At 67.4% G+C, this 14822-nt stretch carries 13 protein-coding genes; 3 read left to right on the top strand and 10 right to left on the bottom strand.

Annotation, left to right across the window (positions count from 1 at the left end; translation table 11 throughout):
- Window positions 1-16 precede the first annotated feature (16 nt).
- Complete coding sequence (locus tag AB0B25_RS06145; RefSeq protein WP_357175453.1) at window positions 17-970, top strand: EamA family transporter; 954 nt, start codon at window positions 17-19, stop codon at window positions 968-970.
- Here the strand turns inward: AB0B25_RS06145 and AB0B25_RS06140 are convergent.
- Entirely contained in the window at window positions 917-1849 is a 933-nt protein-coding gene (locus AB0B25_RS06140; RefSeq protein ID WP_357175450.1) for an EamA family transporter, read from the bottom strand. The two genes, AB0B25_RS06145 and AB0B25_RS06140, sit on opposite strands and share 54 nt — an antisense overlap.
- Before the next feature lie 337 nt (window positions 1850-2186).
- Here AB0B25_RS06140 and AB0B25_RS06135 point away from each other — a divergent pair, with 337 nt between their 5' ends.
- Window positions 2187-2969 carry an META domain-containing protein gene (locus tag AB0B25_RS06135; RefSeq protein ID WP_357175448.1) on the top strand — a complete coding sequence of 261 codons (783 nt, stop codon included), beginning with the start codon at window positions 2187-2189 and terminating at the stop codon, window positions 2967-2969.
- A 129-nt stretch (window positions 2970-3098) separates the two neighbouring features.
- On the opposite strand, the gene tpiA is transcribed toward AB0B25_RS06135, so the two are convergent.
- The 9 genes from tpiA to AB0B25_RS06090 form a co-directional block, all read right to left on the bottom strand.
- Window positions 3099-3884 carry a triose-phosphate isomerase gene (gene tpiA / locus AB0B25_RS06130; protein ID WP_357175445.1) on the bottom strand — a complete coding sequence of 262 codons (786 nt, stop codon included), beginning with the start codon at window positions 3882-3884 and terminating at the stop codon, window positions 3099-3101.
- Between the two features lie 2 nt (window positions 3885-3886).
- Window positions 3887-5101 carry a phosphoglycerate kinase gene (locus AB0B25_RS06125; RefSeq protein ID WP_357175443.1) on the bottom strand — a complete coding sequence of 405 codons (1215 nt, stop codon included), beginning with the start codon at window positions 5099-5101 and terminating at the stop codon, window positions 3887-3889.
- 5 nt (window positions 5102-5106) lie between these two features.
- Window positions 5107-6126 (bottom strand): type I glyceraldehyde-3-phosphate dehydrogenase, encoded by a 1020-nt coding sequence (gene gap / locus AB0B25_RS06120; protein WP_357175440.1) that lies wholly within the window; start codon window positions 6124-6126, stop codon window positions 5107-5109.
- 174 nt (window positions 6127-6300) lie between these two features.
- The gene (whiA, locus tag AB0B25_RS06115; RefSeq protein ID WP_357175437.1) at window positions 6301-7284 is read right to left on the bottom strand and encodes a DNA-binding protein WhiA; all 984 of its coding nucleotides are present in this window, start codon (window positions 7282-7284) and stop codon (window positions 6301-6303) included.
- Window positions 7275-8321 carry a uridine diphosphate-N-acetylglucosamine-binding protein YvcK gene (gene yvcK / locus AB0B25_RS06110; RefSeq protein ID WP_357175435.1) on the bottom strand — a complete coding sequence of 349 codons (1047 nt, stop codon included), beginning with the start codon at window positions 8319-8321 and terminating at the stop codon, window positions 7275-7277. The genes whiA and yvcK overlap by 10 nt, the downstream gene beginning before the upstream one ends.
- Window positions 8318-9298, bottom strand: coding sequence for an RNase adapter RapZ (gene rapZ, locus AB0B25_RS06105; RefSeq protein WP_357175432.1), 981 nt, complete (start codon window positions 9296-9298; stop codon window positions 8318-8320). Before rapZ ends, yvcK begins: the two co-directional genes overlap by 4 nt.
- Before the next feature lie 111 nt (window positions 9299-9409).
- The gene (uvrC, locus tag AB0B25_RS06100) at window positions 9410-11416 is read right to left on the bottom strand and encodes an excinuclease ABC subunit UvrC (RefSeq protein WP_357175430.1); all 2007 of its coding nucleotides are present in this window, start codon (window positions 11414-11416) and stop codon (window positions 9410-9412) included.
- A 53-nt stretch (window positions 11417-11469) separates the two neighbouring features.
- Window positions 11470-11895, bottom strand: a complete 426-nt coding sequence (locus tag AB0B25_RS06095; RefSeq protein ID WP_357175427.1) for a hypothetical protein — start codon at window positions 11893-11895, stop codon at window positions 11470-11472.
- Window positions 11896-12031: 136 nt separating this feature from the next.
- Window positions 12032-12721: an HAD family hydrolase gene (locus AB0B25_RS06090; RefSeq protein WP_357175424.1), complete on the bottom strand. Its 690-nt coding sequence runs from the start codon at window positions 12719-12721 to the stop codon at window positions 12032-12034.
- A gap of 144 nt (window positions 12722-12865) precedes the next feature.
- Here AB0B25_RS06090 and AB0B25_RS06085 point away from each other — a divergent pair, with 144 nt between their 5' ends.
- Window positions 12866-14815 carry a gamma-glutamyltransferase family protein gene (locus tag AB0B25_RS06085; protein ID WP_357175421.1) on the top strand — a complete coding sequence of 650 codons (1950 nt, stop codon included), beginning with the start codon at window positions 12866-12868 and terminating at the stop codon, window positions 14813-14815.
- The last annotated feature ends 7 nt before the right edge of the window (window positions 14816-14822 follow it).

Raw genomic sequence — 14822 nt, 5'->3', positions numbered from 1 at the left:
CCTAGCGTACCGCGTCATGATTATTCAGAAGAACGGAACGACAGCCGGTGCTGGGTTGGTACTCGGTGCAGCGTTGCTGTGGGGCACGGTCGGGCCTGCCCAGGTGCTGGCTGACAGCCCGCTGGGAACGGCGGCCCTGGGAGGATGGCGGATGCTCGTCGGAGGCGTGGTGCTGTGGACCGTGACGGCGCGCGACCTGACCCGACTGCGCGCCGTGGCGGCCCGCTCGGCACGGCCGTACGTGCTGATGTGCGCGCTGTCGACCTGCGTATACCAGGCAGCCTTCCTGTACGCCGTGTCACGGACCGGGGCAGCGTTGGCCACCGTGATCGCACTGGGTACCGCCCCGGTCACCACCGGTGTAGCAGCACGGTGGGTCACCGGTGAGCGGGTACGTGCCGCCTGGTTGGTCAGCACAGGCGCCGCTGTCGCTGGTTGCACCCTGCTGATGACCCCGGTCGACGGTCATTCCGCTGATCCCCTCGGCCTGCTGCTCGGAGTGGTCGCCGGCGCCTGCTACGGCCTGTACACCGTCTGCGCCAAGCGACTGGCGGCCGATAACCCGACAATGCATCTACCGACGCTCTCCGCCGTCTCCCTGACCGTCGGCGCCGTGATATTGCTGCCCTGGATGCTCGCCGAGACCGCCGGACTCTCCGACACTCGGACTCTCGGCCTCATAGCCTGGCTGAGCCTGGCGACCACGGTCGCCGCGTATTGGCTGTTCTCCGCCGGCCTGACTCGCATGAGTGCCGCCACAGTCGGCACCCTCGGCCTCGCCGAACCCCTGACTGCCGCGTTACTCGGCGTGCTGGTGCTCGACGAGCACCTATCGCCCACCGACGTCGTCGGCTGCGCCCTGATGGTGGGCGGTCTGACCGCAGTGTCGCTCCCCGTGCACAGGAATCCGCGCGGACTATGCGCATCCCCGAGCGGCATCCAGGTCACCCCTGTCCGCCCGCGCGGGTGACGCGGCGACCAGCAGTGCCACGATGAGCAACGCGGCACCCGCCAAACCCGATGTCGTGAGCCGTTCACCGAGCACGACCACTGCCAGCACTGTTCCGGTCAATGGTTCGAGCAGTGCGAGCACAGCGGCGATCCCGGGGCCGACGTCCGAGAGTCCACGGAAATACAGCGAGTAGGCGATTGCGGTCGGCACCAGCCCCAGTGCCAGGACCAGCACGATGCTGACCGGGGTCGGATCGAACGCGAGCCCGGCCCTGGCAGCGAACGGAGCAAGTAGCAGCGCGCCACCGGTGAACCCGAGACCTGTGGTGGTCATCGCGTCCAGCCCCGGCACCCGTGCCGCGTTGATCACGGTGACCGTCGCGAAGGCCGCCGCAGCCGCCGACGCGAAGCCAACGCCCGCGAGCACACTGCCCGTACTCGGCCCGCCGGACGGAACACCGACGAGCAACGCCAGCCCGCACAGGGCAATGCCGATGGTCACCGCACGGCGTCGGTTCACCGCGCGCCTTCCGGTCACGTGTTCCACGACGGCGACCACCACCGGGGACATGCCGATGGTGATCAGGGTGGCAAGGCTGACCGAGGCAGCCGCGACGGCGCCGAAGTAGCACGCCTGAAAGATCGCCGCGAGCACGGCAACCGCGCCGATTCTGCGCCACGCCAACGAGTTTCGCGGCCACGGCCGCCCGGTCGTGACGAGCAGGGCCACCAGCAACAGCCCGCCGACGGCGAGCCGGCAGGTGGCCACCGACATCGGGGACAGACCGGTGGCCCGGTGCAACAGCGTGCCGAGTAGGCCGCCGGTGCCCCACAGCATTCCGGCGCCGACGAGGTAGACCAGCCCGGAACGGCCGCCCGTGCAGACAGGTGTGGACATGAAAGATCGCTCTCCTGCGACAAAGTAGAGGAACTGGTCGCGGAAGCGAGGTGCACAGCAATGCCCGAAGCGCGCACTCACCTGTCGGTGGCGCGCTGGATACCTACACCTCGCTCAGGAAGCGGGCGGCGGGGTGATCGGAAAGCATCGGTGCACAACACAGATCCTATGACTATCAGGTCATCTCATGAGTTCGGATGTCGCGGACGCGTGCGGCTCGACAAGCCCACCGACGTCCGACTCGCTGTCACAGTGACTTTCGCAACACCTTGCCTGTGCACTCGGCCAAGCCCCGTCGTGGCTACCCGTGTGTCGGTGACGTCGGTAGCATCTCCCCATGGCGGCACTCTTCGCGCGAGTCGGTCCGGTCGCTCTCTGCGCCCTGTGCATGATCGTCGCGTGCTCCTGCGGCGGACCGGACAACAACGTCAGCACGCCGAGCCCGATGGGCCGCACTTTCGTCTCCACCGGTGTCGAGGGCACACCGATCCCCGGCGGCGGGCCGCTGACGATCAGCTTCACCGACGGCCGCATCTCCGCCGACGCGGGCTGCAACAAGCACACCGGGGCGGTCACGCTGGACCACCACACGGTGCACGTTTCGGGTCTGGCCAGCACACTCATGGCCTGCGCTGGCGAGCGCGTTGGCGCCGACGCGTGGCTCGCCGACCTGCTGCACTCCCCGCCCAACTGGCGGCTCGAGGGCGCGAGGCTCACGCTGCGGGGCGACAACCGCACCGTCACCCTGTTCGACAAGAAGGTCGCCCAGCCCGACAAGCCCATCAAGGGAACTTCGTGGCTCGTCATCGCGTTGATCACCGCGGATGCTCAGATCCGCTCGCAGGCGATCGACCATGTGAAACCGGCCCTCACCATCGCCCAGGACGGCAGCGTCTCCGGTGCGACGGGGTGCAACCGCATGACCGGCAGCGCCGACGTATCGGGTTCCGAGATCACCTTCCGTATCGCTACCACCAAGATGCTGTGCTCTTCCGAGGCGATGGAGGTCGAACAGGCGGTGCTGAAAGCATTGGACGGCAAGGTCATCGCCACGGTCGACGCCGATACGTTGACCCTGCGCAACGGGAACGGCAAGGGCCTGACGTTACACGCGCAGTAAGCGTCGGATCCTTCTTTCGGGCGGTCACTCCCGATCGGTGATCCGCTCACCTGACGGAGGTCACCTCCACGACACAGCCCGGCATCACGGCGTGTGATACCGGGCTGTGCGCGTCGTCCCGTGGTCAGGTCAGGGCAAGGGGCCGCCAGCAGCGATCGCGGAGAGGGTGGCGAACTCGTCGCCCTTCAGCGATGCGCCGCCGACCAGGGCGCCGTCGATGTCGGTCTGGGCGACCAACTCTCCGACGTTCTTTGCGGTCACCGAGCCACCGTAGAGGACCCGGACCTCCGCAGCGATCTCCGACGAGGACAGTTGCGCCAACTCCGCGCGAATGGCGCCGCAGACCTCCTGCGCGTCAGCGGGAGTCGCGACCTTGCCGGTGCCGATCGCCCATACCGGTTCATAGGCGATGACGATCTTCGCGATGTCGTCCACCGACAAGCTCTTCAGCGAGCCGCGCAACTGCTCCAAGTTGTACTCGACGTGCGTCTGCGCCTCGCGGACATTCAGGCCCTCGCCGATGCACACGATCGGAATGATCCCGTGCTTCAGCGCCTGCTTGGCCTTGGCCGAGACGGTGACGTCGTCCTCGTTGTGGTACTGACGCCGCTCCGAGTGCCCGACCACGGCGAAGGCGCACCCCAGCTTGGCCAGCATGCCTGCGCTGATCTCACCGGTGTAGGCGCCCGATTCGTGCACCGAGACATCCTGCGCACCGTAGGTGAGCAGCAGCTTGTCTCCCTCGACCAGCGTCTGCACGCTGCGCAGCGCGGTGAACGGCGGGATGACCGCGACGTCGACCTTGTCGAAGTATTTCTCCGGCAGCGCGAACGCGATCTTCTGCACCAGAGCGATGGCCTCGAGGTGATTGAGGTTCATCTTCCAGTTGCCCGCGATGAGCGGTTTGCGTGCCATGCTCAGTCCTCCAACACCGCGATGCCGGGGAGTTGCTTGCCCTCCAGATACTCGAGCGAGGCGCCACCACCGGTGGAGATGTGCGAGAAACCGTCGTCGGGGAGCCCGAGCGCACGCACGGCCGCGGCCGAGTCACCGCCGCCGACGACGCTGAACGCGCCCTTGCCGGTGGCGGTCACGATCGCCTCGGCGATCCCACGGGTGCCCGCCGAGAACTTCTCGAACTCGAAAACACCCATCGGACCGTTCCAGAAAATGGTCTTCGCCTCGGTCAGGAGCACCCCGAAACGGTCTACGGACTGAGGGCCGATATCCAGACCCATCCAGCCGTCCTCGATCTCGTGTGCCGACACCACCTCCGACTCGGCGTCCGCGGCGAACTTGTCGCCGACCACGATGTCGCGCGGCAGGTGGATGACGTCGGCGTACTGCTCGAGCAGGCTCTTGCAGGTGTCCACCATCTCCTCCTGCAGCAACGAGGTACCTACCGAAAGGCCCTGTGCAGCAAGGAAGGTGAAGCACATGCCGCCGCCGATCACCAGGGTGTCGACCTTCGGAGCAAGCGCCTCGATGACGGCGAGTTTGTCGGAGACCTTGGAGCCGCCGAGTACCACCGCATACGGCCGATCCGGGTCCTCGCTCAGCGTGGCCAGCACCTCGATCTCGGCGGCGACCAGCGTGCCCGCGTAGTGCGGCAGCAGGTTCGCCACGTCGTACACCGACGCCTGCTTGCGGTGTACCACGCCGAAGCCGTCGGAGACGAACGCGCCGTCGTCGCCGACCAGATCGACCAGCGCCGCAGCGAGTTTGCCGCGTTCGGTGTCGTCCTTGCTGGTCTCACGCGGGTCGAAGCGGATGTTCTCCAGCAGCAGCACGTCGCCGTCGGTGAGGCCCTCGGACCGCGCGAGTGCGTCCTGACCGACCACGTCACCGGCCAACTGGACATTGCGACCCAGCTCTTCGGCGAGCCTGGCAGCTACCGGTGCCAACGAGAGTTTCGGGTCCGGCTCCCCCTTGGGCCGACCGAGATGGGCGGTCACCACGACCTTGGCGCCCGCCTCGACCAGCGCTTTGATGGTCGGCGCCGAGGCGACGATCCGGCCGGGATCGGTGATCTGTCCATTGTCGTCGAGGGGGACGTTCAGGTCGGAGCGCACGAGTACGCCCCGACCCTCGACACCCTCGCCGAGCAGATCCGCGAGTGTCTTGATGGTCATATGCGTCAGAGCGACTTGCCGACGAGGCCGATGAGGTCGGCGAGACGGTTCGAGTAACCCCACTCGTTGTCGTACCACGAGACGACCTTCACCTGGTCGTCGATGACCTTGGTCAGCGGCGCGTCATAGATCGACGAGTGCGGGTCGGTGACGATATCGCTCGACACGATCGGGTCGACGTTGTACTTCAAGATGCCCTGCAGCGGCCCCTCGGCGGCAGCCTTGAAGGCGGCGTTGATGTCCTCGAGCGAGGCGGACTTCGCCAGGTTCGCGGTCAGATCGGTGACCGAGCCGGTCGGGACCGGCACACGCAACGCGTAGCCGTCCAACTTGCCGTTGAGTTCCGGCAGCACCAGGCCGATGGCCTTGGCCGCCCCGGTGCCGGTCGGCACGATGTTCAGAGCGGCCGCGCGGGCACGACGAAGGTCGCTGTGCGGGCCATCCTGCAGGTTTTGGTCCTGGGTGTAGGCGTGAATGGTGGTCATCAGGCCCTTGACGATGCCGAACTCGTCATTGAGCACCTTGGCCAGCGGACCGAGGCAGTTGGTGGTGCACGAGGCGTTCGAGATGATGTTCTGGCTGCCGTCGTACTTGTCGTCGTTGACGCCCATCACGATGGTGATGTCCTCACCCTTGGCGGGTGCCGAGATGATGACCTTCTTGGCGCCCGCTGCGATGTGCCCCTTGGCCTTCGTCGCGTCGGTGAAGATGCCGGTGGACTCGACGACCACGTCGACGCCCAGGTCACCCCAGGGCAGCGCCCCGGGGCCCTCCTTGATGGCCAGCGCCTTGATCCGCTGCTCGCCGACCACGATGGTGTCGTCGCCGTCCAGCGAGACGTCCTTCGGCAGGCGGCCCAGGATCGAGTCGTACTTGAGCAAGGTCGCGAGGGTCGCGTTGTCGGTGAGGTCGTTGACCGCGACGATCTCGATGTCGGTGGTGCCGAGCGCCTTCTGCGCCTCCACCGCCCGGAAGAAGTTGCGTCCGATACGACCGAAGCCGTTGATGCCTACCCGGACAGTCACGTTATCGCTCCTCAGCTTTCAAGCGGGGTCATTCCGATGCCGTACCCACCCTAGTGCCCTGCTGTTGCCTCGCCGACACGCACCTGGCATTCGGACGAACGGGATGCCAGGTCGCAGCCGTGTGCCGCTCCTGAACGACCGCCGCCCCGACCGATGCCCGCCGGGACATCCGGCTCAGGCTTCGTCGAGCAGGTCGGCCGTGACGGCCGATTCGGTGTCGGGCACGCCGAGTTCCTTGGCTCGCCGGTCGGCCATCGACAGCAGACGCCGAATGCGACCCGCCACAGCGTCTTTCGTCATCGGCGGGTCGGCGAGCTGGCCGAGCTCCTCCAGCGATGCCTGCCGGTGCTGCACCCGGAGTTTTCCCGCCGCGGCGAGATGGTCGGGCACGTCCTCGCTGAGGATCTCGAGCGCGCGTTCCACGCGAGCCGCGGCGGCCACCGCCGCCCGCGCCGAGCGGCGGAGATTGGCGTCGTCGAAGTTCGCCAGCCGGTTCGCCGTCGCGCGAACTTCGCGGCGCAGCCTGCGCTCCTCCCAGACCATCCTGGTGCCGTGCGCCCCCATCCTGGTCAGCAGCGCACCGATGGCCTCACCGTCGCGCACCACCACGCGGTCGGTACCGCGCACCTCGCGGGCCTTGGCGGTGATCGCGAGCCGTCGCGCCGCACCGACCAGCGCCAGCGCCGCCTCCGGCCCGGGGCAGCTGACTTCCAGCGCCGAGGAACGCCCCGGTTCGGTCAGCGAGCCGTGTGCGAGAAACGCTCCGCGCCAGGCGGCTTCGGCATCGGCGATGCTGCCGCCGACCACCTGCGCGGGCAGCCCGCGCACCGGACGACCGCGCACGTCGAGTAGACCGGTCTGTCTGGCCAGCGCCTCACCCTCCTTCGACACGCGCACCACATATCGGGAGGTTTTGCGCAGCCCGCCCGCGCCGAGCACGTGCACATCGGAGCCGTAGCCGTATAGCTCGAAAATCTCCCGGCGCAGCCGGCGCGCGATGGAGCCCATATCCACCTCGGCTTCGACGATCACCCGGCCGCTGACGATGTGCAGGCCGCCCGCAAAACGCAGCAGGGCGGACAGCTCCGCCTTGCGGGAACTCACCTGCGACACCGTGAGCCTGCTCAGCTCGTCTTTCACATCGGCTGTCATCGCCACGAGACGCGCTCCTTTCCACCCAACCCGGAACGCACATCCTGCCCCATGTGCCGTCCCTCGACTCGAAGACCTGCCATTTGCGGCCGGGGTTGCCGGATAACTTGATCCAGTGCGGCAGCAAGCTTTCCGGAATGATGCCGGTCCGTTCCCGCTTCGGCGACAGCGGAGAAAGTTACCCGTGCCCGCAACTGTTCGGCAGCTCTGGCCACGTGTTCTCGCTCGCGCCCCTCCGGCACGGACCCGGAATCGACGAGGACCTCGTCGACCACGAACTCCGGTGCGTGCTGGGACAATACATGGAGATGCCGCTCCGCGGAGAAACCCGCCGTCTCCCCGGGCTCGGCGGCGAGGTTGAGCACGAGGACCTTACGCGCCCTGGTGTACACCAGGGCCTCGCGCAACTCGGGCACGAGCACATGCGGTATCACGCTGGTGAACCAGGACCCAGGGCCCAGCACGACGACGTCGGCGTGCTCGATCGCCGAGGTGGCCGCCGAACTGGCAGGCGGATCCGAGGGGATCAACCGCACCCGCCGCACCTTGCCCGGCGTTGTGGCGATAGCGACTTGGCCGCGAATACACCGACTCACCCGCGGATCTGCTTCCAGCCCAGAAACATCCGCCTCGATATCGAGCGCGATCGGCGACATCGGGAGCACCCTTCCGGTGATCCGCAACATCTTGGCGACCTCATCGAGCGCGGCCACCGGATCGCCGAGCACCTCGGTGAGCCCGGCCAGGATGAGATTGCCGACCGAGTGCCCCGCCAGCGCACCGGTACCGCCGAAACGGTGCTGAACGGTCTGCGTCCACACCCCGTCGGCGTCCGCGGACAGGGCGGCCAGCGCCATGCGAAGATCCCCCGGCGGCAGCACCCCCAATTCGGCGCGTAGTCGCCCGGAGGAGCCCCCGTCGTCGGCGACGGTCACCACCGCGCAGATCTTCCTGGTCAGCCGTCGCAGCGCCGTCAGCGTCGCGTAGAGACCGTGCCCGCCGCCCAGCGCGACGATGCTGGGATCGGCTTCCCAACCGGTCATTCGCGCCCCAGATCTCGGTGCACGACCCGCACCACGTCGACGGACCCCGCCGAGCCACCGGCGACCTCGCCCATCAACTCTCCCAGCGCCTCGGCTATCGCGACGCTTCGATGCTTGCCTCCGGTGCAGCCCACTGCCACCGTCATGTATCGCTTCCCCTCTTGGCGGTAACCGTTCGTCGTCAGATCGACCAGGTGGTGGCAGGTACCCAGATAATCGGTCGCGCCAGGGCGCGACAACACGTACTCGCTGACCACCGCCTCCTGACCTGTATGTTCCCGTAATTCCGGTATCCAATGCGGATTAGGTAGAAAACGCACATCCAACACCATGTCGGCGTCGAGGGGAACCCCGTACTTGAAGCCGAAGGACTGCACGGTGAGTTGCAGCGCGCTGGGGGCGCCGCCGCCGTACGCCTCCTCCAGCTTGCGGTGCAGCTGATGGATGGACAACTCGGTGGTGTCGATGACCAGATCCGCGGCGGTCTTCACCGCCGACAGGCGCACCCGTTCGGCGGCGATGCCTGCGGACAATGTCCCGTCCTCGCTCTCGCTTTGTAACGGATGACGGCGCCGCGCGAACCCGAAGCGTCGGATCAGCACATCATCCGACGCCTCGAGGAACAGAACCCTGGTGCGCACACCCCGCGTCCGCAACTGTTCGGTTACCACCGAGAGATCGCCGGTGAAGAATCGGCTGCGCACATCCATGACCAGAGCCAGCCGACCGATCGGCGGTGTCGCGGAGGCGCCGAGTTCGACCATCCGACCGAACAGTTCGGGCGGCAGATTGTCCGCGACGTACCAGCCGAGGTCCTCGAGCACGCGCGCGGCGGTGCCCCTGCCCGCGCCCGACAACCCGGTCACGATCACCACCTCGACCTGCGGGGGCACTCCGGTGTGGACCTCGGGCGAGTTCGCTCGCCCTCCGCTCGTCGGCGGACCGCCCGCACTACTGTTCGGTTCGATGCGTGTCATGTCCTACCGGATCCGTCTCTCGGTTGCCTTCCGATCATCCCGCACCCGTTTCGGTATCGGGCACAGACACAACGTACGCGAAACCGAAACTTCCGGTGCGCAGTCGAGCGACTATTCCGCATGCAGCGCGGCAAGGACCGCCTTCGCGGTCGCCAGCCCGATGCCGGGTACCTCGGTGATCTGTTCGACCGTGGCTCCCTTCAGCTTGGCCACCGACCCGAAATGGGTGACCAGCGCCGTTCGGCGTGCCGCGCCGAGACCGGGCACCGAGTCCAGCGCCGATGCCGTCATCCGCCGTGAGCGTTTGCTGCGGTGGAAGGTAATGGCGAACCGATGCGCTTCGTCACGGACCCGTTGCAGCAGATACAGCGCCTCGCTATTGCGTGGCATGATGACCGGCTCGCGCTCCGCGGGCACCCATACCTCCTCGAGGCGCTTGGCCAAGCCGATCACCGCGACATCGGTGATGCCGAGTTCGTCGAGTACCTCGGCGGCAGCCGCCACCTGCGGCGCGCCGCCGTCGACCACATACAGGTTGGGCGGATAGGCGAACTTACGCGGACGCCCGGTGCTCGGGTCGATGCCGGGCCGAGAGAGGAGTTCCGGCGTGTCGTCGTCGGTGGCGGACAAGTCGTGCTGCTCGATCAGATCGCGGTCGCGCCGCAACTTGAGAAACCGGCGGCGAGTCACCTCGGCGATGCTCCCGACGTCATCGGAGCGGCCCTCGCCCGCGGCCTCCTTGATCGCATAGTGCCGGTAGTCGGATTTCCGCGGCAGACCGTCCTCGAACACCACCAGTGAGGCGACCACGTCGGTGCCCTGCACGTGGCTGATATCCACACACTCGATGCGCAGCGGGGCACTGTCGAGTTCCAGTGCGTCTTGGATGTCCTGCAACGCTTGCGATCGCGATGTCAGGTCGCCCGCGCGCTTGAGTTTGTGCTGGGCCAGCGCCTCCCGCGCGTTGCGCTGCACGGTCTCGGCGAGAGCTTTCTTGTCGCCGCGCTGCGGCACGCGCAATCGCACCGCCGAGCCGCGCAGATCCGACAGCCATTGCTGCACCTGCTCGACATCGGCGGGCAACTCGGGAACGAGCACCTCGCGCGGCACCACGGCGGCAAGCTGCTCATCGGTCCCCTGTTCGGCCACGGCGACCTGCTCGCCGTAGAACTGGGTGAGAAACTGTTCGACGAGCGCGGCCAGCTCACCGCCGCCCGCTTCCGGCGTGTCGACGGCATCGCCCGACTTGTCGACCACCCAGCCACGCTGACCGCGCACCCGGCCGTCGCGAACGTGGAAGATCTGCACCGCGACCTCCAGCTCGTCGGCGGCGAAGGCGATCACGTCGGCGTCGGTGCCGGTGCCGAGGACCACCGCCTGCTTCTCCAGGGCGCGGCGCAGGGCCTGCACATCGTCACGCAGCCGAGCGGCGGCCTCGAAGTCCAGGTCCTCGGCGGCGTCGTGCATGCGACGCTCCAACTCGCGGACCATGCGGTCGGTGCGGCCGGCGAGGAAGTCGCAGAAGTCATCGACGATGTCGCGGTGCTCCGCGGCGCTCACCCGACCGATGCACGGCGCCGAGCATTTGTCGATGTATCCCAGCAAACACGGGCGGCCGATTTGGCTGTGCCGCTTGAAGACTCCATTGGAGCAGGTCCGGGCGGGGAAGACCCGGAGAAGCAGATCCAGTGTCTCCCGGATCGCCCAGGCGTGCGCGTAGGGGCCGAAGTAACGGACGCCTTTGCGACGCGCGCCACGGTAGACGAAAAGCCGAGGGAACTCCTCGTCCAGGGTGACCGCCAGCACCGGATACGATTTGTCGTCCCGATAGCGGACGTTGAACCGCGGGTCGAACTCTTTGATCCAGTTGTACTCCAACTGCAGTGCCTCCACCTCGGTGGAGACGACTGTCCACTCGACACTCGCTGCTGTGGTCACCATCTGCCGCGTGCGCGGATGCAGACCGGCGACGTCGGCGAAGTATGAGTTCAGCCTGCTGCGCAGGCTCTTGGCCTTGCCGACGTAGATGACCCGCCGATGGGCATCCCGGAACTTGTAGACACCGGGTTCAACGGGAATCGTGCCGGGTGCGGGCCGGTACGTCGCTGGATCTGCCACATAACAAGCCTATCCACCGGGTCCGACAGCCCCCGGACGGCCGGCGGCAACCGTCAGCGTTCGCGGGCGCCGAACCAGACCTTGACTTCCGGGCGACGCGGCAGGTGGACGACGGCCGCCGTCGTGCCGAGCGAGTAGCAGGCGGCGACGACAGCGACAGCGGGCGGGATAGGGGCGGGGCCGCCGATCGCGTACCACCCGACGATGGCCTGCGCGATCGCCAGAATCAGCGTGAGAGCGCGCACACCGCGCGCACCTTCGGCGAATCCGAACCCGAGCAGACCGAGTGCCCAGGCGACGCAGAACTGGGCCGACGCCGCGGCAGCGGCTTTACCGCCGCACGTCACGCCCATGATCATCGGATAGGCGAGCGCGAATCCCGCCAGGCCCCAGATGGCCTCTCGCACATCTCGAATCGCCGCCGGAATCCCCGACTCCACGGTAACGGGCGGATCCTCACCCGAATACGCCACACCCACAGACGTACCTCCGTTCGACCGAAGGGAATCGACACATCGGCGAACACGCCGAGCCGCACGCTAACACGACACCGGCTCGGACCACCGGGAGTTCACAGAACGGCCGATCGCACCGATCGGACCGCTGCGAAGGCGATTACGCGAGGCGGCCGTGCCGGCGCAGGGCGGCCAAGAGAGCATCCGGGCGTTCCGTGGTGGGGAGCGGGTCGACCAGAGCGAATCGGCAGCCGAGTGCCGTCGCGGCGCCGTCGGCCTCGGCACTGTCACCCACCATCAGCGTCGCCTGGGCGGGCACGCCGAGTTCGGCCAAGGCGGCATGGAAGATCGCCGGGTCCGGCTTCATCACGCCGACTTCATACGACAACGTGAATGCCCGAATCGACCTGTCCCAGCCACGCGCGGTGAACGAGGGACGGATGTCGAAGGGGATATTGCTCACGACCGCTACCGGAACATCCTGTGCCGCAAGGAGCTTCAAAACCGCGGCGGTGTCGGGATAGGGCGTCCACTCCATCGGGTCGAGCAGCCGGGCATACAGCCGTTCGGCGTCGGCGACGCACGGCACGCCGGATCTGCGCAGCACCTCGAGTATTGCGGTGCGGTGCAGTACCGGGTCGAGGTCACGATTGTCCCACGCGTATTGCTGCTCGGCGTCGAACTGCACACTCTGCTCGGCCGGCGACGTCATCCGCCGCAGGATCTCGGCCTTCTCGTGCACGTCGAAGGTCTGTCCGTCCGGCCCGGTCAGGTCGGTGTACCAGGATTCGTCGTCCTCCAGCCGAAACAGTGTCCCGGAGAAGTCGAACAAGACCGCGTCGATCGTCACCGCGCCAGCCTACCGACGGACCGCTCCACTTCGCCGTGCCGTCGCGGGTGGGGCGCCCAGCTGCGACAACCTCTGCGGTCAGGGTGATTTCGCAGGTGGTTGGTGAAAGTCGCGCGGCTGTCGGTGGGGCGATAGAGTCCCGGCATGAGTCGCAAGCGAGGAATCTGGGTCGGCGCTGTCGCGGCGTTGGCACTCACCATGGGGATGGCCACGGCCTGTTCGTCCGATGAGCACGAGACGAGCGGAATCTGCGTGCCGGTACCGAACGGCGCGCCGGTGACGGCTGTCTCGCCCGAGCCAGCGGGCAGCACCCGGGATCTGAGCACGAATCCGGAGATCGCGACCGGGTATCGCGCCGGAATGACACCGGTGCGCACGCACACCTTCGCGGTCTCCACGGCGAACCCGGTGTCGACGAAGGCAGCCTGCGAGGTGCTCCGCGATGGCGGCACCGCCGCGGATGCCCTGGTCGCGGCACAGACGGTGCTCGGACTTGTCGAACCGCAGGCATCCGGCATCGGCGGCGGCGCATTCCTGCTCTACTACGACGCGAACACGAAAGCCGTCGAAGCCTACGACGGCCGCGAGGTCGCGCCGGCGGCGGCGACCGAGAACTATCTGCGCTGGGTCGGCGACACGGATCGGATCGAGCCGAAGCCGAACGCACGTGCCAGCGGTCGTTCCATCGGAGTGCCCGGTGCCCTGCGCATGCTGGAGCTGGCGCACCACGACCATGGCAAAACAGCCTGGCGTGACCTGTTCGACCCGGCGATCGGTTTGGCCGATCGCGGCTTCCCGATCAGTCCCCGCCTGGCGGGTCAGATCGCGGAGTCGGCGAAGGAACTCTCCGGTGACGAGGACGCCAAGGCGTACTTCCTCAACCAGGACGGAAGCCCGAAGGCCGCCCACACCATGCTCACCAATCCGGCCATGGCGAAAACGCTCGGCGCCGTCGCCGCCGACGGCGCACAGGCCTTCTATACCGGCGCGATCGCCCGCGACATCGTCGACGCGGCGGGTCGGTCCTCCGGCGGACGCACCCCTGGCCTGATCACTACCAAGGACCTGGCCGGCTACCAGGCCAAAAAGCGCACCGCACTGTGCACCAGTTACCGCGAGCGCGAGATCTGTGGCATGCCCACCCCGTCCTCCGGAGGCATCACCGTCGCCGCCACCCTCGGCATCCTGGAGAACTTCGACCTGGCCGCATTGCGGCCGGACGCCATCGACCGCAACGGCGGAAAGCCGAACGCCCAGGCGGTGCACCTCGTCTCGGAGGCCGAACGACTCGCCTACGCCGACCGCAACAAGTATGTGGCCGACCCGGATTTCATTCCACTGCCGGGGGATTCGGCGCAGACTCTGTTGAACAAGGACTACCTGCGGCAGCGCGCCGGGTTGATCAACCCGAACCGGAGCATGGGCACCGCGCAGCCCGGCGACTTCGGCCCGGTCCCGCTCGGCGTCGGCCCTCAGCCTCCCGAGCACGGCACCAGCCACATCTCGGTGGTCGACAAATATGGCAACGCCGCGTCCATGACCACCACGGTCGAGTCGGCATTCGGTTCGTTCCACCTGGTCGATGGCTTCGTACTGAACAATCAGCTCACCGACTTCAATGCCGACCCGCTCGGCACCGACGGTATGCCGATGGCCAACCGCGTCCAACCAGGCAAACGGCCACGCAGTTCGATGAGTCCCACCCTGGTGTTCGACAAGGCCGCCGACGGCTCCCGTGGCGAACTCACCCACGTCGCTGGCTCCCCTGGTGGTGCGGTGATCATCCAGTTCGTGGTGAAGTCCCTGGTCAACATGTTCGATTGGGGCCTCGACCCACAGCAGGCTGTCTCCGCGGTCGCATTCGGTGCGGGGAACAGCCCGTCCACCGGCGTCGGCGGCGAGCATCCCGCGATCGACGCCACTGACAACGGCGACCATGATCCGCTCGTACTCCGGCTCCGCGAGCTGGGCCATCAGGTCTCGGTCGCACCACAGTCCAGCGGCCTCAGCGCCCTCAAACGCGACAGCGCAGGAGGCTGGATCGGCGGCGCCGACCCCCGGCGCGAGGGTGTGGTCCTCGGCGACACCCACTGACCAGCCG

It is taken from the genome of Nocardia sp. NPDC049190 (assembly GCF_040648115.1).
Taxonomy (GTDB): Bacteria; Actinomycetota; Actinomycetes; order Mycobacteriales; family Mycobacteriaceae; genus Nocardia.
Note: the sequence above shows the minus strand (reverse complement) of the source record. Positions and strands in the feature narration are given on the sequence as shown.

Bases quoted from the DNA above. Each gene is read 5' to 3' on its own strand.
- AB0B25_RS06125 (WP_357175443.1), bottom strand. From the start codon at position 5,101: ATGACCATCAAGACACTCGCGGATCTGCTCGGCGAGGGTGTCGAGGGT.
- AB0B25_RS06145 (WP_357175453.1), top strand. From the start codon at position 17: ATGATTATTCAGAAGAACGGAACGACAGCCGGTGCTGGGTTGGTACTC.
- tpiA (WP_357175445.1), bottom strand. From the start codon at position 3,884: ATGGCACGCAAACCGCTCATCGCGGGCAACTGGAAGATGAACCTCAAT.
- AB0B25_RS06140 (WP_357175450.1), bottom strand. From the start codon at position 1,849: ATGTCCACACCTGTCTGCACGGGCGGCCGTTCCGGGCTGGTCTACCTC.
- rapZ (WP_357175432.1), bottom strand. From the start codon at position 9,298: ATGACACGCATCGAACCGAACAGTAGTGCGGGCGGTCCGCCGACGAGC.
- AB0B25_RS06085 (WP_357175421.1), top strand. From the start codon at position 12,866: ATGAGTCGCAAGCGAGGAATCTGGGTCGGCGCTGTCGCGGCGTTGGCA.
- yvcK (WP_357175435.1), bottom strand. From the start codon at position 8,321: ATGACCGGTTGGGAAGCCGATCCCAGCATCGTCGCGCTGGGCGGCGGG.
- AB0B25_RS06135 (WP_357175448.1), top strand. From the start codon at position 2,187: ATGGCGGCACTCTTCGCGCGAGTCGGTCCGGTCGCTCTCTGCGCCCTG.